At 73.3% G+C, this 19,052-nt stretch carries 16 protein-coding genes and 3 tRNA genes; 9 read left to right on the top strand and 10 right to left on the bottom strand.

The features are described 5' to 3' along the window. Nucleotides 1-65: 65 nt before the first annotated feature. From GBN72_RS12770 to GBN72_RS12790, 5 genes are all read right to left on the bottom strand, one after another. Nucleotides 66-494: a MaoC family dehydratase gene (locus tag GBN72_RS12770; RefSeq protein ID WP_151772021.1), complete on the bottom strand. Its 429-nt coding sequence runs from the start codon at nucleotides 492-494 to the stop codon at nucleotides 66-68. Between the two features lie 5 nt (nucleotides 495-499). Next, complete coding sequence (locus GBN72_RS12775; protein WP_151771797.1) at nucleotides 500-952, bottom strand: MaoC family dehydratase N-terminal domain-containing protein; 453 nt, start codon at nucleotides 950-952, stop codon at nucleotides 500-502. A 120-nt stretch (nucleotides 953-1,072) separates the two neighbouring features. Next, nucleotides 1,073-1,237, bottom strand: coding sequence for a 50S ribosomal protein L33 (gene rpmG / locus GBN72_RS12780; protein ID WP_003948671.1), 165 nt, complete (start codon nucleotides 1,235-1,237; stop codon nucleotides 1,073-1,075). 95 nt (nucleotides 1,238-1,332) lie between these two features. After that, nucleotides 1,333-1,405 (bottom strand) — tRNA-Met (locus GBN72_RS12785). Nucleotides 1,406-1,451: 46 nt separating this feature from the next. After that, nucleotides 1,452-1,524: transfer RNA gene (locus GBN72_RS12790), tRNA-Thr, on the bottom strand. 311 nt (nucleotides 1,525-1,835) lie between these two features. Between GBN72_RS12790 and GBN72_RS12795 the strand changes: the two genes are divergently transcribed. Then, a complete protein-coding gene (locus GBN72_RS12795; RefSeq protein WP_151771798.1) occupies nucleotides 1,836-3,146 on the top strand; it encodes an amidohydrolase family protein in 1,311 nt (436 codons plus the stop codon). Nucleotides 3,147-3,214: 68 nt separating this feature from the next. Beyond that, entirely contained in the window at nucleotides 3,215-3,874 is a 660-nt protein-coding gene (locus tag GBN72_RS12800; RefSeq protein WP_151771799.1) for an NAD(P)H-binding protein, read from the top strand. A 161-nt stretch (nucleotides 3,875-4,035) separates the two neighbouring features. On the opposite strand, the gene GBN72_RS12805 is transcribed toward GBN72_RS12800, so the two are convergent. Both GBN72_RS12805 and GBN72_RS12810 read right to left on the bottom strand, forming a co-directional pair. Further along, a complete protein-coding gene (locus GBN72_RS12805) occupies nucleotides 4,036-4,785 on the bottom strand; it encodes a Clp protease N-terminal domain-containing protein (protein ID WP_151771800.1) in 750 nt (249 codons plus the stop codon). A gap of 583 nt (nucleotides 4,786-5,368) precedes the next feature. Beyond that, a tRNA-Tyr gene (locus GBN72_RS12810) sits at nucleotides 5,369-5,453 on the bottom strand. A gap of 217 nt (nucleotides 5,454-5,670) precedes the next feature. Here GBN72_RS12810 and GBN72_RS12815 point away from each other — a divergent pair. The 7 genes from GBN72_RS12815 (at nucleotide 5,671) to GBN72_RS12845 (ending at nucleotide 13,645) form a co-directional block, all read left to right on the top strand. Continuing rightward, on the top strand, nucleotides 5,671-6,159 hold the full coding sequence (locus tag GBN72_RS12815) for a YajQ family cyclic di-GMP-binding protein (protein ID WP_151771801.1): 489 nt from the start codon (nucleotides 5,671-5,673) through the stop codon (nucleotides 6,157-6,159). 154 nt (nucleotides 6,160-6,313) lie between these two features. Further along, nucleotides 6,314-6,712: a VOC family protein gene (locus GBN72_RS12820; RefSeq protein WP_151771802.1), complete on the top strand. Its 399-nt coding sequence runs from the start codon at nucleotides 6,314-6,316 to the stop codon at nucleotides 6,710-6,712. Between the two features lie 49 nt (nucleotides 6,713-6,761). Continuing rightward, nucleotides 6,762-8,000, top strand: a complete 1,239-nt coding sequence (locus GBN72_RS12825) for an APC family permease (RefSeq protein WP_151771803.1) — start codon at nucleotides 6,762-6,764, stop codon at nucleotides 7,998-8,000. Nucleotides 8,001-8,027: 27 nt separating this feature from the next. After that, a complete protein-coding gene (locus tag GBN72_RS12830) occupies nucleotides 8,028-8,450 on the top strand; it encodes a YccF domain-containing protein (protein WP_151771804.1) in 423 nt (140 codons plus the stop codon). Nucleotides 8,451-9,669: 1,219 nt separating this feature from the next. Then, complete coding sequence (locus GBN72_RS12835) at nucleotides 9,670-10,950, top strand: glycosyltransferase (RefSeq protein ID WP_151771805.1); 1,281 nt, start codon at nucleotides 9,670-9,672, stop codon at nucleotides 10,948-10,950. Next, the gene (locus tag GBN72_RS12840) at nucleotides 10,947-12,275 is read left to right on the top strand and encodes an MFS transporter (protein WP_151771806.1); all 1,329 of its coding nucleotides are present in this window, start codon (nucleotides 10,947-10,949) and stop codon (nucleotides 12,273-12,275) included. Before GBN72_RS12835 ends, GBN72_RS12840 begins: the two co-directional genes overlap by 4 nt. Then, nucleotides 12,272-13,645: a glycosyltransferase gene (locus GBN72_RS12845; protein ID WP_151771807.1), complete on the top strand. Its 1,374-nt coding sequence runs from the start codon at nucleotides 12,272-12,274 to the stop codon at nucleotides 13,643-13,645. Before GBN72_RS12840 ends, GBN72_RS12845 begins: the two co-directional genes overlap by 4 nt. A gap of 1,196 nt (nucleotides 13,646-14,841) precedes the next feature. On the opposite strand, the gene htpX is transcribed toward GBN72_RS12845, so the two are convergent. The 3 genes from htpX to GBN72_RS12860 all read right to left on the bottom strand — a co-directional run bounded on the left by htpX (nucleotide 14,842) and on the right by GBN72_RS12860 (nucleotide 19,050). Further along, nucleotides 14,842-15,708, bottom strand: a complete 867-nt coding sequence (htpX, locus tag GBN72_RS12850) for a zinc metalloprotease HtpX (protein WP_151771808.1) — start codon at nucleotides 15,706-15,708, stop codon at nucleotides 14,842-14,844. A 217-nt stretch (nucleotides 15,709-15,925) separates the two neighbouring features. Then, nucleotides 15,926-17,458 (bottom strand): NADH-quinone oxidoreductase subunit N, encoded by a 1,533-nt coding sequence (locus GBN72_RS12855; RefSeq protein WP_151771809.1) that lies wholly within the window; start codon nucleotides 17,456-17,458, stop codon nucleotides 15,926-15,928. Next, nucleotides 17,455-19,050 carry a complex I subunit 4 family protein gene (locus tag GBN72_RS12860; protein WP_151771810.1) on the bottom strand — a complete coding sequence of 532 codons (1,596 nt, stop codon included), beginning with the start codon at nucleotides 19,048-19,050 and terminating at the stop codon, nucleotides 17,455-17,457. The genes GBN72_RS12855 and GBN72_RS12860 overlap by 4 nt, the downstream gene beginning before the upstream one ends. Nucleotides 19,051-19,052 lie beyond the last annotated feature (2 nt).

The following is a 19,052-nucleotide window of genomic DNA, read 5'->3' on the forward strand; positions in this document are numbered from 1 at the left end:
TGGTGGTGCCGCCGCCCGGCGTGCGGCGGTGCCCAGGTGGCGCTCAGGCGGTGCTCAGGCGTCGCTCAGGCGAGCTGGACCACCGCGCGGGACATGCCGAGGACCTTCTGCCCGGCGTGCGTGGCGGTGAGGTCGACACGGACCCGGTTGTCGTCGAGCTTGACCGCGACCTTGCCGCTGACCTCGATCGTGGCGCCCTCGTCGTCATTGGGGACGGGGACCGGCTTGGTGAAGCGGACTCCGTACTCGACGACCGCGCCCGGGTCTCCGGCCCAGTCGGTGACCACGCGGCCCGCCTCGGCCATGGTGAACATGCCGTGCGCGATGACGTCCGGCAGCCCGACCTCCTTGGCGAACTTCTCGTTCCAGTGGATCGGGTTGAAGTCGCCGGACGCGCCGGCGTACTCGACCAGTGTGGCGCGGGTCACGGTGAAGACCTGCGCGGGCAGTTCGGTGCCGACCTCCACGTCGGCGTATGCGACCTTGGCCGTCATCCTCGTCATCCCTCCTCGGCGGCGCGGGCCACCAGCTTGGTCCAGGCGGTCACCACGAGCTCGCCCATCTCGTCGTGCACGTCACCGCGGATGTCCAGGATGTCGTTGCCGGCCAGCGACTTGATGGCGTCGATGGTGGTGGTCACGGTGAGCCGGTCGCCGGCGCGCACGGGGCGGCGGTAGGCGAACTTCTGGTCGCCGTGGACCACGCGGCTGTAGTCGAGGCCCAGCTCCGGGTCGTGGATCACACGGTGGGCGGCCTTGAACGAGATCGCGAACACGAAGGTCGGCGGGGCGATCACATCCGGGTGGCCGAGGGCCTTGGCGGCCTCCGGGTCCGTGTACGCGGGGTTCGCGTCGCCGATGGACGCCGCGAACTCGCGGATCTTCTCCCGGCCGACCTCATAGGGGTCGGTGGGCGGGTAGGTCCGCCCGACGAACGACTGGTCCAGCGCCATGGGCGCCACCTCCTGCTGCCTGTGCTTGCTGCGGTAACCCTAGAACGACACGGCGTGCCGGATGTCGTGGAACGACGAAAGGCCGCCCCCTGACGGGGACGGCCTCACGTACGAGCCTGTTTATCGCGTCTCGCGGTGCGCGGTGTGCGCATTGCAACGCGGGCAGTGCTTCTTCATCTCCAGGCGATCCGGGTTGTTACGCCGGTTCTTCTTGGTGATGTAGTTCCGCTCCTTGCACTCCACGCAGGCCAGCGTGATCTTCGGGCGGACGTCGGTGGCAGCCACGTGAAGTGCTCCTTGACGAACGGATGGGACGAACTAACGCAGACAGAAAAATAGTAGCCGACCGAAGGACCGACCCCGCAATCGGCTACTAAGAGTAGCGGTGACCGGACTTGAACCGGTGACACAGCGATTATGAGCCGCTTGCTCTACCGACTGAGCTACACCGCTGCGGATCGATCGGTTCCCGCCTTGCGGCGGGAACCTCTCTCACCTGAGCCCCAATACGGAATCGAACCGTAGACCTTCTCCTTACCATGGAGACGCTCTACCGACTGAGCTATTGGGGCGAGCGAGGAAGACATTACACGGTCGCCCGCCGATCCCCCAAATCCGTTTCCCGGCGTCCTGCGCCGGGATGTCCCGAAGAGCCCTCGGCCGGCCGGAGCCGCGCCCCGCGGAGCCCTTCCCGCCCCGCCCTCGCCCTCCCTCCGCAGGCCCCGCCGCGGGCCGCACCACGCCGGTACGACTATTGCGCTCCTCCCCGGGGTCGGCGGGTCGCCGCCCTAGGGTCGGTCACACCACGTAATCGTTTCCTCTCCCGAGGCCGCCGCCGGCGCCCTCCCGCAGCCGCACCCGGATCCGGACCCTCAGGAACGCGATGTCCGACAGCCAGCCGCCTCCCCAGCAGCCCAACCCGTCGCCCTCCTCCACGCCCGGTCCCGCCGAACCGGCGGCACTGCTCCTCTGCGGGGCGCGCCTGACCGACGGACGCGTGGTCGACGTCCGGCTGGGCGGCGGCCGGATCGAGGCCGTCGGCACGGCGGGCAGCCTGGCCGGCGGGCCCATCCCGGCCCCCGCCCCGGCGTCGCCCGTCACCGCACCGGCGGACGCCGCCCCGGCGCCGGCGCGCGTGAACCTGGAGGGCTACCTCCTGCTCCCCGCCCCCGTCGAGCCGCACGCGCACGCCGACACCGCGCTCACCGCGGAGTCGGACGGCCCGGTGCCGACCGACCCGCAGGACGTCCAGCGCCGCGCCACCGAGGCGGTGCTCGCCCAGCTCGGGCACGGCGCCACCGCGATCCGCTCCCACGTCCGCGTCGGCGACGTCCACGGGCTCGGCGCCCTGGAGGCCGTGCTGCGGGTGCGCGGCGTGGTGCGTGACCTCGTCGACCTCACGCCCGTGGCGATGCCCCGGCTGCTCACCGGGGCCGCCGGGGCCGACGGGCTGGCCATGCTCCGCGACGCGGTCGGCATGGGCGCCACGGCCGTCGGCGGCTGCCCGGACACCGACCCGGACCCCACCGGGTACGTCGAGGCGGTGCTGGAACTCGCCTCCGCCCACGGCTGCGCGGTCGACCTGCACACCGACGGCACCGACCCGGCCCGGCTGTGCCGCCTGGCGGCGATGGCGGGCGGGCTGCGCGGCGGGGTCACGGTCGGCCCGCTGGGCGGGCTGGGGCTGCTGCCCACCGAGGTGGCCTCGCGCTGCGCCGACCGGCTGGCGGCGGCCGGGGTCGGCGTCGTCTGCCTGCCCCAGGGCGGCTGCGCCGGCGCGGACCGCCGCGGCACGGCGCCGGTCCGGCTGCTGCGCTCCGCCGGGGTGCGGGTCGCGGCCGGCAGCGGGACCCTGCGCGACCTGTCCAACCCGGTGGGGCGCGGCGATCCGCTGGAGGCCGCCTACCTGCTGGCCTCCCAGGACGCCCTGCCCGTGGAGGACGCCTTCGGGACCGTGTCCGAGGCCGCCCGGGCGGTACTGGGGCTGCCGGCGGTGCGGGTGGAGGCCGGGTTCCCGGCCGACCTGCTCGCGGTCCGCGGGGACCGGCTGGCGGGGGCCCTCTCGCTGGCGTACAGCCGGATCGTCATCCACGCCGGCCGGGTCGTCTCACGGACCAGCGCGGTGCGCGAGTACTGCGACCTCGGCCACGCGGGCACGGCACCGGAACTCCCGCGCCAGGCACGGCATCCGTGACGCGTCGCGGGGCGTCGTCCGTGACGCGTCGCGGGGCGTCGTCCGGTCCGCCGCGTTACGGTCGGAGCATGCGTATCGTCATCGCCGGAGGCCACGGCCGAATCGCCCTGCGACTGTCGCGTCTGCTCGCCGCCAGGGGCGACGAGGTCGCGGGGATCATCCGCAACCCCGACCATGCCGCCGACCTCCGCGAGGCCGGCGCCGAACCCCTCGTGTGCGACCTGGAGTCGGCCACGCTCGAGGAGGTCGCCGCACTCCTGCGCGGCGCCGACGCCGCCGTCTTCGCGGCGGGCGCGGGTCCGGGCAGCGGGGCGGACCGCAAGGCGACCGTCGACAAGGGCGCCGCCGTGCTGCTCGCCGACGCCGCGGTGCGCGCGGGCGTCCGCCGCCTGCTGGTCGTCTCCTCCATGGCCGCCGACCCGAACCATCCGGGCGACGAGGTCTTCGACGTCTACCTGCGCGCCAAGGGCGAGGCGGACGCCCATGTCCGTGCCCTGGGCGAGTCGTTGGACTGGACGATCCTGCGTCCCGGCATGCTCACCGAGGACGCCGGCGCCGGCCGCGTCCTCCTCCGCGCCTCCACCGGGCGGGGCCCCGTCCCCCGCGACGACGTGGCCGCGGTCCTGGCCGAACTCCTCGACTCCCCCGGAACGGTGGGGCTCACGCTGGAGCTGATCAGCGGCTCCACGCCGGTGCAGGACGCGGTGAAGATGGTCTCCGGCGAGTAACCGGCGCGCGTCGGGCCGGAGTTCGCGGGAGGCTCGGCGGGAGTGCGGAGGAGGCTCGATGGGAGACAGTGGCACGCTCGGCGTGAGTTCGGGACGCGGATCCCCCAGGCCTTTCGAACTCCCGCCTCCGGCCGACCGGTTGCCGCCGTCGCGGCCGCCGGTTACTGCGGCTTCCGGTCGCCCGGCTGTGCGCCCTCCCCGGTGAACGCCGCCAGCGCCTTCGCGACGTACCCCTCGGTGGCGTCCTTCCGCACGCCGAGGCCGCTGAGGACGCCCTCGCCGTTCTCGTGCTCCAGCAGGGCGAGCAGGATGTGCTCGGTGCCCACGTAGTTGTGACCGAGCCGCAGCGCCTCGCGGAAGGTGAGCTCCAGGACCTTCTTGGCCGCGGAGCCGTAGGGAACCAGCTCCGGCGGGTTCTCGGACGCCGGCGGGAGCAGCGCCGTCACCGCCTGCCGCACGGCCTCCGGGGTGGCGCCCTGGTCCGCCAGCGCCCGGGTGCCGATCGACTCCGGCTCCGCGAGCAGGCCGAGCACCAGGTGCTCCGGCAGCCCCTCCGCACCTCCGGCCGCCTTGGCCTCGGTGTGCGCCGCCCCGACCACGTTGCGGGCGCGGGCCGTGAACCGGTTGAACCCCTGGCTGGGGTCGAGGTCGTGGGACTCCTTGGGCACGAAGCGCTTCTGGGCGGCCTGGCGGGTGACGCCCATGCTCTGTCCGATGTCGGTCCACGAGGCCCCGGCCCGCCGGGCCTGGTCCACGAAGTGGCCGATCAGGTGGTCCGCCACCTCACCGAGGTGTTCCGCGGCGATCATGGCGTTCTGCAGCTGCGTCAGGGCGTCGGGGTTGCCCTGCTTGATGGCGTGGATCAGGTCGTCGAGGCGCACGGAAGCCGCGCCGAGCGGGTTCGTCGTCATGCGTCAACCGTAAGTTGACACCCCGCGGGCGTCAACCTGCGGTTGACACTCTCCGGCTGTTCGTCCACCCGCGACGCAGCCCGGACTCCGGCCCCGTCCGGCCGCTCAGGGCACCAGGAAGCCGACCACCAGGGCAAGAGGGAGGAAGACCATGGGGATCGACATCAACCAGCCCATGCGACGCGACGTCCTCGCACCCACGAGGACACAGAAGGGCGCCACGAGGGGCACATAGAAGAAGAACGCCGCCAGAACGACGACGCCGGCCCCTGAACCCACGACCCCTCCCTCGATGCCTGCCACAAAGCCGCGGCAGCTCTCGCCCGAGCATCTGCGTCCACCCATTTGAACACGTTCAAATAATCCTGGCCAGACCCTCCCGAAGAGAAGCCTCCTGCGTCAGCCGTTGCGAAAGACGCGTGCCCCGGGGGCACCTGGGGGCACGGACCGATCAGGTGCGGGATGCACGCCGGCACGCTGCGGGCAGGCCACCTGGCGGCCTCACCCGCCGGAACGGCTCGCGGACAAAGCGAAACCCCCTCCGACCCGCCGTGATGGCTGGTCGGAGGGGGCTCCGTTTGTCTGGTGGCGGCGCCAGGATTCGAACCTGGGAAGGCTGAGCCGGCAGATTTACAGTCTGCTCCCTTTGGCCGCTCGGGCACACCGCCTAGACCGTGTCACGAAGTGGAACCGGCTTGCGGCCGGGTCTCCCTCGCGACGACGTAAACAATACCTGATGCGCGGGGGTGCTCCGCCACTCCATTGATCGCGGTTCGGGGGCCGGGTGATGGCTAGGCTTGGGCGGGCTCGGTCCGGGGCGCGTTCCCGGGTCCGCGGCCCCGTCACGCACCCCGACACAGACCCCGATGCAAGGAGCCACAGGACATGGCCGACTCCAGTTTCGACATCGTCTCGAAGGTCGAGCGGCAGGAGGTCGACAACGCCCTCAACCAGGCCGCCAAGGAGATCTCGCAGCGCTACGACTTCAAGGGCGTCGGCGCCTCGATCTCGTGGTCCGGTGAAAAGATCCTGATGGAGGCGAACTCCGAGGACCGGGTCAACGCGGTCCTCGACGTCTTCCAGTCCAAGCTGATCAAGCGCGGCATCTCGCTGAAGGCCCTGGACGCCGGCGAGCCGCAGCTGTCCGGCAAGGAGTACAAGCTCTTCGCGGAGATCAAGGAAGGCATCTCCCAGGAGAACGCCAAGAAGGTCGCGAAGCTCATCCGCGACGAGGGCCCCAAGGGCATCAAGGCGCAGGTCCAGGGCGAGGAGCTGCGGGTCAGCTCCAAGAGCCGGGACGACCTGCAGGCCGTGATCGCACTGCTGAAGAACCAGGACTTCGACTTCGCGCTGCAGTTCGTCAACTACCGGTAACCATCGGTCGGTTGAGGCGCCGGACCGGCAGGGGCGCATCGCGGGGCCCGGCCCTGCGGTGCGCCCCTGCCGTGCCCCGCTGCCGTGCCCCCGGCCCGTGCCGCCCCGCCCTCGCGCCTGGCGGAAAGGGGACCGCGTCCGGCAGATTCGCCCCATGACTTCCGTGGTGCAGAACATGGCGATCGACTGTGCGGACGCGTACGCGCTGGCGCGGTTCTGGAGCGAGGTGACCGGGTTCCCGCTGGATCCGGACGCGCGGCCCGGGGACCTGGAGACGCAGGTGACGGCGCCGGAGGGGCCGCACCTGTACTTCAACCAGGTGCCGGAGCCCAAGACGGTCAAGAACCGGGTCCATCTCTGCCTGCGGCCCCGGACCTCGCGCGACGAGGAGGCGGCGCGGCTCATGGGGCTGGGCGCGACCCTGGTGAACGACCTGCGGAAACCCGACGGGTCGGGCTGGGTGGTGCTGGCCGACCCGGAGGGCAACGAGTTCTGCGTGCTGCGCGGGGACGCGGACCGCGCGGCGGCCACGGTCGCGGCCACGGCGACCTGAAGGCCCGCAGCGGCGGGCGCCTGACGCGTCCGCCGGTAGCGTGCCCGGCATGAGTGAGCAGGGCGGGCTGCGGCGGACGCTCGGGACCGGGGACGCCGTGGTGATCGGACTGGGTTCGATGGTGGGGGCCGGCATCTTCACGGCGCCCGCTCCCGCGGCACGGGCGGCCGGCTCCGGCCTGTTGGCGGGGCTCGCGCTGGCGGCGGTCGTCGCCTACTGCAACGCCATGTCCTCGGCGCGGCTGGCGGCGCTGTACCCGGCGTCCGGGGGCACTTACGTGTACGGGCGGGAGCGGCTCGGGGAGTTCTGGGGCCATCTCGCCGGGTGGGCGTTCGTGGTGGGGAAGACGGCGTCCTGCGCCGCGATGGCGCTGACGGTCGGGGCGTACGTCTGGCCGGGGCACGAGCGGGCGGTGGCCGTGGGCGCGGTGGTGGCGCTGACCGCCGTGAACTACCGGGGGGTGCGCCGTTCCGTCCGGGTCACGCGGGTGACCGTCGCGGTGGTGCTGGCCGTGCTGGCCGCCGTGGTGGTGGCGTGCCTGGGCGGGGGCGGGGGCGGGGAGGCGGGGCGGTCGCCGGGGCCCGCGGTGACCCCGGGCGGGGTGCTGGAGGCGGCGGGTCTGCTGTTCTTCGCGTTCGCCGGTTACGCCCGGATCGCCACGCTGGGTGAGGAGGTGCGGGACCCGGCGCGGACCATTCCGCGTGCCGTGCCGGTGGCCCTGGGCCTCGCGCTGGTGGTGTACGCGGTGGTGACCGTGGCCGTGCTGTCGGTGCTGGGGGCGGGCGGGCTGGCCGGGTCCGCGGCGCCGCTCGCGGACGCCGTGCGGGCCGCGGGGGCCGGGTGGCTGGCGCCGGTGGTGCGGGTGGGGGCGGCGGTGGCCGCGCTGGGGTCGCTGCTGGCGCTGATCCTGGGCGTGTCCCGGACCACGCTGGCCATGGCCCGGGACCGGCACCTGCCGGGCGCCCTGGCGGCCGTGCACCCGCAGTTCCATGTCCCGCACCGGGCCGAGGTGGCGGTGGGAGTGGTGGTCGCGGTGGTGGCGGCCACGGTGGACCTGCGGGGCGCGATCGGGTTCTCGTCGTTCGGCGTGCTGCTGTACTACGCGATCGCCAACGCCTCGGCCTGGACGCTCAACCGGACGGCCGCCGCGCGCGTCCTCCCCGGTGTCGGGCTGCTCGGCTGTCTGGTCCTGGCGTTCGCGCTGCCCGCCGTCCCGGTGGCCGTGGGGTCGGCCGTCGTCCTGGCCGGCGCGCTCGTGTACGGCATCAGGCGGACACTTGAGACGTAGAGGGCCTCACACGAAGGGGGAACAGCCGTGAAGCCGGTCAATCTGGTGCTCAACATCCTGTGGGTGGTGTTCTGCGGATTCTGGATGGCGGTGGGCTATCTGGTGGCCGCGCTGATCAGCTTCGTGCTGATCATCACCATCCCGTTCGGCGTCGCCTCGCTGCGGCTGGCCGGGTACGCGCTCTGGCCGTTCGGGCGGACCACGGTGCCCAAGCCGACGGCGGGCGTGGGATCGATGATCGGGAACGTGGTGTGGGTGATCGTGGCCGGCTGGTGGCTGGCCATCGGGCACCTGGTGACCAGCATCCCGTTGTTCATCTCCATCATCGGCATCCCGTTCGGCTGGGCGAACCTGAAGATGATCCCGATCTCGCTGATGCCGCTCGGCACCGAGGTCGTCTCCACGGAGGAGGCCGAGCGGGCTCCGGCGGGCGGCCCGCAGCGCTGGTGACCCCGACGGCGCGGTGAAGGGCGTTGGCCCGGCCCCGCCCTTCACCCGTGCCCTGGCGCCCCAGGCGGGCCAAAACGGCTCCAGCGGGGCTGGACTTCCCCTCCACGGCGGGTGGATGACCGCACGAGTGCTGCCGGAACTCACGCCCGCGCAGCCCGCCGCGCTGTCCGCCGCACGCGTGCGGAACCGGGCAGAAGCTGTCCGTCGACCCGTTCGCGACTCCCGCCGTCCCGACGGCTTCCGCCCCTCTTGCACCTCTGTGACCTGGGAGAACGAGGACCGGACGGGTGCCGGTGGGCACCGGACCGCGCACGCCGAACGCGTGTCGCCGCTGTCCGATTACTTTCCGTTGACTGACCGAACGGTGCCTGCCAAGGTCATGGCGCGGCGCACCGCCTGATCGATCGGAAGCGCCGCGGAACGGCCCGTTTCCCTTCTCACGGGGAAGCGCCCACCGCCCACCGCAACGGGGAGCGCCAACTGTCATGGACGACGTGACCACCGCCGCCGCGACACCACCCGCACCGCTCCTGCCGGCTCTCGCCGGACGGACCGCTCACGCGCGGTCGGCGGGCGCGTCGGTCCGGGTGACCTGATCCGTCCGCACCCCACGAGTGCGCTGGTGAAGCCGGCGTTCCCCCGTACCCGGCGCGCCGCCGAGCAGGAACACCCGCGTGGTCACCGCCTGCTTCCCGTGCCGCCGGGGGAGTCGTTCCGCCCCAGTTCGAGAGACACGGCCTTCGTATCAGGGAGCAGAGGAACAACCATGGCCCAGGACACCACGACCTCCGGCCCCACCGAGACCCGTCCGGTAGCGAGGGTGCGCCTCACCCCCGCGTCGGTTCGTGCGGCGTGCCGCCGGGGGACCGGCCGGTCGACGAGGGACCCGGTGCGTCCAGGACGGCGGCTTCGGCGCCTGCGCCTCCTGTCCGCACGTCCCCTGTCCGCACGCGTCTTGTCCGCACGCGTCTTGTCCGCACGCGCCTTGTCCGCGCGGGCGACGCCGGGGAAGCCGGTCGGGACCGGGTGATCTCCAGGACGCGTCCGCGCCACGACGGACGCCGCGGAGAGCGAGGCCGTCGCCGGGTGGAGTGCGGGGCCACCTCGGCGGTGGTCCCGGCCACCTCTGCCGCGGCCCGGGCTGCCCGGCCCGCGACCGGGGCGCCTCGTACCGGCTGATCCCCCCCACCCACACCTCCCAGCGAAGGACAGGACAGTCATGACGCACCCACCGGTCCCCCAGGTTTGCGTGGTGATCCCGACCTACAACCGGGCCGAACTGCTGCGCCGCCAGCTCGAGGGGCTCATCCGGCAGAGTCTGGCGCCAGAGCGGTTCGAAGTCGTCGTCGCCGACGACGGGTCCGCCGACCACACGGCCGAGGTCGTCGCCTCGTTCTCCGGCAAGCTCCGGATCGGGTTCCACACCCAGGAGGACCTGGGGTTCCGGGCCGCCGCCGCCCGCAACGGCGGAGCCCGGCTGGCCACCGCCCCGCTGCTGGTCTTCCTCGACACCGGCGCCCTGGTCGGACCCGATTTCCTCGCCGAGCACATCGCCGCGCACGTCGGGCCGCGGCCCGACGGCACCCCGGGCGGACGACTCGTCCTCGGCTACACCTACGGCTACAACCCCTACCGTCCCTTCCCCGGCCTCGCCGAGATCCTCAGGCAGAGCGATCCCGAGGACGTGGTGCGCTCCTACGGCGGGCAGAAGGACTTCCAGGACCTGCGCCACGAGGAACTCGCCGAGGCCGGGTTCGACCTCGGCCGGCTCGCCACACCGTGGATGCACGTGTGGGCGCTGAACCTGTCGCTGCCCACCGCCGACTTCGAGGCGGTGGGCGGCTTCGACGAGGACTTCCGCTCCTGGGGCGGGGAAGACCTCGAGTTCGGCTTCCGGGTCCACGAGCACGGCCTCCCCCTGGTGCTGTCGCAGCGGGCGTGGGCCCTGGAGAGCCCCCACGAACGCGACCTGGACGGCAACCGCAACAGCAACTGCGCCAATTCCTGGCTGCTGTGGGAGAAGCACCCCGAGCCGGTCATGGAGCTCTACGGCGCCATGTACTCCCGCAACCACTACGACCCGCCCCTGGAGTACGAGTACGGGCGGCTTCTGGAGTGGCAGGAGCACGCCAGGGATCTCGACGTGCGGGCGGAGGCGGAGCGGCTGGCGGCCGAGCCGCTCCCGGACGGCGGGACCGCCTCCCGGGTGGTGGTCGTGGGCGCCGGCGGTCACCCGCCCCGGCTTCCGGACGGCGCCTCGTGCACCCTGGTCGACTTCGACCGGGGGCTGCTCGACGCCCTGCCGGCGGCCGACGGCGTCACAGCGGTCCACGCCGTCGGCCTGCGCACCGTCCTCGCGGCGGGCTCCGCGGACCTCGTCGTGATCACGTCACGGCTGCGGGGGCTGTGGGGACGCTGGTCCGGCGACCTGCTGGACGAGGCCCGGCGGATCGGCGCCACGGTCCGGGTCGCGTTCACCGACGGGTCCGGGTCCCGGTGAAGGCGGTCACGACCCGGACCTCACTGGTCAGCACACCGCAGCGCAAGATCATGCTGGCCGTGCTGCTCGTCGACACGATCGCGGCCGGGGCGTTCTACCCCCTGACCTTCCTCTACGTCCGCCTCAGCACCGACCTGCCGGTCACCCGGATCGGCCTGATCCTGACCTGTGGCGGGGTGATCGCCCTGCTGCTCAACCCCCTCGCGGGAAGCATCGCCGACCGCTGGGGCGCGCAGCGGACGATCGTGGCGGCGAACGCCTGCTGCGGCGTCGGCTACCTGGGGCTCGTCGACATCCACGGCTGGCCCCAGCTCGTCGTCGCGGTCGCGTTCATCACGTTGTCCCAGCGGCTGTACTGGGTCGGCTGGCCGGTCTTCGTGGCCGAGCAGGCCGCCGAGGGCGAAACGCTGGACCGCTGGTTCGCGGTGGTCAACGCGTTCAAGAGCGGCGCGCTCGGCCTGGGAGCGGCCCTCGCGGCGGTGGCCCTCTCCGTCGGGGACGTCGGCACGCTGCGTGCCATCCTCCTCGCCGCGGTCGTCGCCTCGTTCCTGTCCGCGGTGGTGTTCGCACGGCTGCGGATGACCCCCTCACCCCCGTCGGGGAAGGACGGCGCGGACGAGGGGTCCGGCGGCGGGACGGGCCAGGGTTCCGGGGCGGGCCAGGGTTCCGGCGGGGCGGCCGAGGCGTCCGCGGCCGGCACGGGGTGGCTGGCGGTGCTCCGCGACCGCCCGTACACCGCGATGACCGCTGCCCACACCGCCCTGACCTTCGCCTGGCTGCTGCCGAGCGTGGCGCTGCCGGTGTACCTCGTCGACACCCTCAGCCTGCCGCCGTGGGTGCCGTCGGTCGCCTTCGCGATGAACACCGTCCTGCCCGTCCTGTTCCAGACGACGGTGTCCCGCATGCTCATGCCCCTGCGGCGCACCCGTGCCGTGCTGGTCGGGGCAGGCTTCTTCGTCCTGGCGTTCGCCCTGTTCGCCGGGGCCCACGACGCCCCACTGACCTTCGCCCTCCTGTGCACCGCAGCAGGCATGGTCCTCTTCTCCCTCGGCGAGATGGCGGCCGGGCCCGCGGCCCAGGCCCTGTCGATGGACGCCGCCCCCGTACCTCTGCGCGGCAGGTACTCCTCGGTCTTCCAGATGTCCTGGACCGTCTCCAACGTCGCCGGCCCCGCCGTCGTCGGCGCACTGCTGGGGTGGAACGGTCTGGTCCTCTGGCTCGTCCTGGGCCTGCTGATCGGAGCCGGGGGGCTGGGCTTCGTCGCCTGCGAGAAGAGGTTCCCGGCACGTGTGCTGCGTCCCGAGCCGAACGGAAGCAACCGATGAACGACGGACCCCGCATCCTGCATGTGAGCACCAGCACCGAACTGGGCGGCGTCGCCGAGGTCGTGCGCAGCGAACTGCCGTACCTCGCCGAACTCGGCTGGCGGACGCAGTGGGTCCTGGCGCACGCCCTGGACGCCGCCCACGACGCCGCGTTCGTCCTGCACAACGGCCTCTACGGAGCCCGGAGCGGGGACTTCCCCGAGGAGAGGGTGCGGCACGGTGTCGGCCACTTCCTCGCCGCCAACGAGGCGGCCGTGGTGGCGGCGGCCCGTGACGCCGACGTGGTCGTCCTGCACGACCCGCTGGTGCTCACGCTGGCGACCGCCGTCCGGGCGGTGGCACCACGCATCGCCTGGCGCTGCCACGTCGGCTCGGAGAACCTGGCCACGGTCGACCGGAACGCCATCGAGTTCCTCCGCCCCCAGCTCGACGTCGTCGACCATCTGCTCTTCTCCGACGCGGGCCAGGTCTGGCCGGGGTGGCGGGACGACGGCCGGACCGTCGTCGTCCCGCCGGGCATCGATCCCCGGTCGTGGAAGAACCGGGACCTCCCGGACGACCTCGTCGGCGAACTGTGGTCCTCCCTGCACGCCGCGCGCGGCTGCTCCCTCGCCCGTGTCACGGGCGAGGAGGACGCGCGGATCCTGGTCGACGACTTCGGTACCGGCGGTCTGCGCCACCCCGACGCCCCGTTCGTCCTCCAGGTCTCCCGGTGGGACCCGCTCAAGGGCCAGCTGGGAGTCCTCAAGTCCTTCGCCCGGCTCGCCGCCGACGACCCGGACACCGAGCTGGTCCTCGTCGGGCCGCACATCGACGACCGGCAGAACTATCCGATGAACCGTGCGATATGGCAGGACCTCATGGACTTCTGGGCGAAGCTCCGGCCCCGGACGCGCGACCGCGTGCACATCTGGCGCTTCGGCCCGGTCCAGCGCACCGGGGAGGACCTCGCCCTCAACCTGCTGCGCGGCCGGGCCCGCACGGTCGTGCAGAACAGCAGCCGGGAGAGCTTCGGCCTCACCGTCTCCGAGGCCCTGTGGAAGGGCGCGGTCGTCGTCGGCGCCGACACCGACGGCATCCGGGCCCAGATCCGGCACGACGTCAACGGCCTGCTCACCCCCTACACCGAAGGCGACGGGCCCTGGCCGCGGACGGTGCTCCGCTCGCTGACGGACGAGGAGGGGCGTGCCCGCTGGAGCGCGGCCGCGCGCGCCTCCGTCGAGGAGCACCACCTCTCCCGTCTCGGTGTCCTGCGGCAGGTGGCGGCCTACGAGGGCGCCACGGACCCCGCACGGGAACGCGTCCGTCCGGCCCCGTCCGCCGACGGGGCGGCCCCGGCCGCCCTGGTTCCGCCCGCTCCCCCCTCCTGACCTGTCCTGCCCCGTCTCCTGCGGCCTCGGCCGGGGGTCGGCGGCCGGGGTCGGCAGCCGGCGGTCGGGGGTCGGCGGTCGGCGGCGGGGGGTCGGCGGCCGGGGGTCGGCGGTCGGCGGCTGACAGCTGACGGTCGGCGGCTGACGGTCGAGGGCTGGCGGTCGGCCCGAGGCCGCAGAAACCGACGCCAGCCTCAGCCGCGGTCGCTGCCCGCCATGCGCTTCAACCGCCGCCCCAGCTCCTGCGGCCTCGGCCAGCGGCCGGGGGACGGCGGCCGGGGGACGGCGGCCGGGGGACGGCGGCCGGGGGACGGCGGCCGGGGGACGGCGGCTGACGGTCGGCGGCTGACAGCTGACGGTCGGCGGCTGACGGTCGAGGGCTGGCGGTCGGCCCGAGGCCGCAGAAACCGACGCCGGCCTCAGCCGCGGTCTCTGCCCAACATGCGCTCCAACCGCCGCCCCAGCTCCTGCGGCCTCGGCCGGCGGCCGGGGGCCGGGGGCCGGAGGCCGGGGGCCGGAGGCCGGGGGTCGGCGGCTGACGGTCGACGGGGGTCGGCGGCTGACGGTCGACGGCTGACAGTTGGCGGTCGAGGGCTGACAGCTGGCGGTCGAGGGCGGGCGGTCGGCACGGGGCCGCGGGAAGCGGCGCCGGCCTCAGCCGCGGTCGCTGCCTGCCATGCGCTCCAGCCGCCGCCCCAGCTCCTGCGGCCTCGGCCGGCGGCCAGCGGCCGGGGGTCGGCGGCTGACGGTCGACGGCTGACGGCTGACGGTCGGGGGCTGACAGCTGGCGGTCGGGGGCTGGCGGTCGGCACGGGGCCGCAGGAACCGACGTCGGCCTTAGCCGCGGTCGCTGCCCGCCATGCGCTCCAACCGCCGCCCCAGCTCCTGCGACCTCGGCCAGCGGCCGGGGGTCGGCGGCCGACGGCTGGCGGTCGGGGGATGGCGGCCAGGGGACGGCGGCTGACGGCTGACAGCTGACAGCTGACAGTCGGGGGCTGGCGGTCGGCCCGAGGCCGCAGGAACCGACGTCGGCCTCAGCCGCGGTCGCTGCCCGCCATGTGCTCCAACCGCCGCCCCAGCTCCTGCGGCCTCGGCCAGCGGCCGGGGGCCGGGGGCCGGGGGCCGGGGGCCGGGGGCCGGGGGTCGGCGGCTGACGGCTGGCGGTCGGCACGGGGCCGCGGGAAGCGGCGGCGGTCTCAGCCGCGGTCGCTGCCTGCCATGCGCTCCAGCCGCGCGATCCGCTCGGTCATGGGCGGGTGGGTGGAGAACAGCTTCGAGAGGCCCTGCCCCGGCCGGAACGGGTTGGCGATCATCATGTGGCTGGCCGTCTCGATCTTCGGCTCCGGCGGCAGCGGCAGCGCCTTGGTGCCCGCTTCCAGCTTGCGCAGGGCGCTGGCGAGGGCCAGTGGGTCGCCGGTGAGGCGGGCGCCGTCGGCGTCGGCCTCGTACTCCCGCGAGCGGCTGATGGCGAGCTGGATCACGGAGGCGGCGAGGGGGCCCAGCAGCATGATCAGCAGCATTCCGAGCAGGCCCGGCCCCTCGTCGTCGTTCGAGCGGCCGATGGGGATCAGCCAGGCGAAGTTGACCAGGAACATGATCACCGATGCGAGCGCTCCCGCGACGGACGAGGTCAGGATGTCCCGGTTGTAGACGTGGCTCAGCTCATGCCCGATCACGCCCCGCAGCTCGCGTTCGTCGAGGATGCGCAGGATGCCGTCGGTGCAGCAGACCGCGGCGTTGCGCGGGTTGCGTCCGGTGGCGAAGGCGTTGGGCGCGTCGGTCGGTGAGATGTAGAGCCGCGGCATGGGCCGCCGGGCCTGTGTGGAGAGATCGCGGACGATCCGGTAGAGGCCGGGGGCCTCGAACTCGCTGACCGGGCGGGCCCGCATGGCGCGCAGCGCCAGTTTGTCGCTGTTCCAGTACGCGTAGGCGTTGGTGGCCAGCGCCACCAGCACGGCGGCGATCAGGCCGTTGCGCCCGAAGAAGCCGCCGATGACGATGATGAGCGCCGACAGCCCCCCGAGGAGGACCGCGGTTCTGAGTCCGTTGTGCCGACGGTGCACGGTACGCCCTCCATTGGTGCGGCGGGGGGAGCCTCTGGTGCGTCGCGTCCAGTGGACCCTTACGTACAGGTCAACGCGGTGCGGGCGGTCGCAGTTCCCCGCACCGGTTCCGGGTGGGTACCCCGGCACGCCCGGGTCGCACCCGCCCCGCGGAGGGACGGAGGCCGTCCCGGGCGGGACCGGCGCCCGGGCGCGGGCAGCGGGTCGTCGGAGCGGGTCAGAAGAGGGTCACGCCGGTGAAACGGAGGATCAGCTGGGGCGCGCCGGAGAGGGCGACGGCGAGGAGTCCGGTGACCACCAGGGCGGCGGTGAGCGGGGCCGTGGCGCGGCGGGCCGCGGGGGCGTCCTCGGGGGCGTCCTCGGGGGCGGGACGGAAGAGCAGCGCGGTCCAGCGCAGGTAGTAGACCAGCGCGATGACCACGTTGACGGCCATCAGCACGGCCAGCCAGCCCATCCCCGCCTCCACGGCCGAGGCGAACACGGTGACCTTGGCGAAGAGACCGACGATGCCCGGCGGCAGTCCGGCCAGGGAGAGCAGGAAGAAGGCGAGCAGCAACGCGGCCACCGGGCGGGCGGCGTACAGGCCGCGGTGGTCGTCGACCCGGCCCGCGGGGCGGCCCCGGCCCACCAGGGCGACCACGGTGAACGCGCCGAGGTTCACGGCGGCGTACATCAGGGCGTAGGCGAGGGTCGAGCCGATCGCCCGGGAGGCGTCGTCGGTGTAGGCGGCGGCAGCGATCGGGACCAGCAGGTAGCCGGCCTGGCCCACCGACGACCAGGCCAGCAGCCGGACGGCGCTGCGGTCCCGGTCGGGGCGCTGGCGCAGCGCGCCGACGTTGCCGACGGTCATGGTGAGCGCGGCCAGCGCGGCCATGACCGGGCCCCAGACCGGGGCGTACGACGGGAAGGCGAGGACCGCGACCAGGATCAGGCCGGTGAAGCCGACCGCCTTGCCGGTGACCGAGAGGTAGGCGGCGACCGGCAGCGGGGCGCCCGCGTAGGTGTCCGGCACCCAGAAGTGGAAGGGCACGGCGGCGGTCTTGAAGGCGAACCCGACCAGGGTGAGGATCACGCCGGTGCGGGCCAGCGTCGAGAACTGGCCGTCGACCTGCTGGATCTCCTCCGCAACGACGGTGAGGTGCATCGACCCGGTGACGGCGTAGACGAAGCTGACGCCGAGCAGGCTGACGGCGGTGGCGGTGACCGAGGAGAGGAAGAACTTGAGGGCGGCCTCGGAGGAACGGCGGTCCCCGTGACGCAGGCCCACCAGGGCGAACGCGGGCAAGGAGGCCACCTCGAGGGCGACGATCAGGGTGGCCAGGTCACGGGAGGCGGGCAGCAGGGCGGCGCCCGCGGCCGAGCTGAGGAGCAGGAACCAGTACTCGCCCGCGGGCAGCCGCCGCGGCTCGTCCTTGAGCGCCGTCATCGACAGGAGGGCGGCGAGCAGCGCTCCGGCGAGGACGATGAGCTGGACGACCAGGGTGAAGCGGTCGGCGACGTAGCTGCAGACGCTGGGGTCGGTGGTGAGGCAGAAGGTGGAGCGGTCGCCGTCGAGCAGCGGCAGCAGGGTGAGCAGGGCGGCGGCGAGGGCGGCGACGGAGATCCACCCGAGGAGCGCCTTGCGGGCCTCGGGGAGGAACAGGTCGGCGACCAGGACCGCGAGGGCGGCCACGGCGGTGAGGGTGGGGGGCGCGACGGCGAGCCAGTCGACGGACTGGACCAGGCTCTCGGCGGCGGCCGGGGCGCTCATCGGGTGCCTCCTGCGAGGAGCTGCTGGACGGCCGGGTCGGTGAGGCCGAGGAGCACCTTCGGCCAGAGCCCGGCGAGGACGGTGAGGACCACCAGCGGGGTCCAGGCGGCGAACTCGTGGCCGCGGACGTCGGCGAGGAGTGGCACCTCGTCGGTGTCCCGCGGCGGCGCGCCCATGCAGACGCGGCGGACCACGACCAGCAGGTAGGCGGCGGTGAGCAGGGTGCCGAAGGCGCCGATCGTCATGAAGACGAGGTAGGCCGTGCGGCTGAGACCCGGCGCCGGTTCGAAGGCGCCGAAGAGGGCGAGCATCTCGCCCCAGAAGCCGGCCAGGCCGGGCAGGCCCAGGGAGGCGACGGCGGCGAAGGCGAGCAGGCCCCCCAGGCGGGGCGCGCGGCCGTAGAGGGCGGCGCCGGTGGCCTGGAGGCCTTGGGCGGAGAGGGTGTCCAGGTCGGTGGTGCCGGTGCGGTTTTTGAGGGCGCCGACCAGGAAGAAGAGGAGGCCGGTGATCAGGCCGTGGGCGACGTTGGCGAAGAGGGCGCCGTTGACGCCGGTGGGGGTCATGGTGGCGATGCCGAGCAGGACGAAGCCCATGTGGCCGACGGAGGAGTACGCGATCAGGCGCTTGAGGTCGCCCTTGGCGCCCTTGCGGGCCAGCGCGAGGCAGGCGAGGGACCCGTAGACGATGCCGACGACGGCGAAGGCGGCCAGGTAGGGCGCGAAGACCTCGAAGCCCTCGGGCGCGGCGGGGAGCAGGATGCGCACGAAGCCGTAGGTGCCCATCTTGAGCAGCACGCCGGCCAGCAGGACCGAGCCGACGGTGGGCGCGGCGGTGTGGGCGTCGGGCAGCCAGCTGTGCAGGGGCCACATCGGGGTCTTCACGGCGAGGCCGACACCGATCGCGAGGACCGCGACGACCTGCACCGTCACGGTGAGTGACCGGCCGTTGTCGGTGGCGAGTGCCACCATGTCGAAAGTGCCCGCCTTGATCCCGATCAGGAGCAGGCCGAGCAGCATGACCACGGAGCCGAGCAGGGTGAAGAGGATGAACTTCCAGGCCGCCTGCGCGCGGCCCGCGCCGCCCCAGCGGGCGATCAGGAAGTACATCGGGATCAGCACGGTCTCGAAGGCGAGGAAGAACAGCAGCAGGTCGAGGACGGCGAAGGAGGCGAGGGTGCCGGTCTCCAGGACGAGCAGCAGGGCGACGAACCCCTTCGGGGAGCCGCCCGGTGGCTGGTTGAAGTACGCGTGGAGGGCGCAGAGGAAGGTGAGCAGGGCGGTGAGGACCAGCAGGGGCAGCGAGATCCCGTCGACGCCCAGGTGGATCCGCACGTCGAGGGCGGGGATCCAGCTGATGTCGGTGGTGGCCTGCATGGTCTGGGGCCGGCTGTGGTCGAACCCGGCGGCGAGCGCCAGGGCGGCCAGGAGGACGGCCGCGGTGACGGTCACACCGTGCCGCAGGACGGCCTGTTCGGGTGACTTCCCCTTCAGCCCGGGCGGGGCCGGAAGGAGGGCCGCCGCGGCCCCGACCAGCGGGATCACCACGACGAACGCGAGAAGGGCCCGCATCACGGACTCGTTGATATCGATCACGC

This window comes from Streptomyces abyssomicinicus, assembly GCF_008974245.1.
GTDB lineage: Bacteria > Actinomycetota > Actinomycetes > Streptomycetales > Streptomycetaceae > Streptomyces > Streptomyces abyssomicinicus.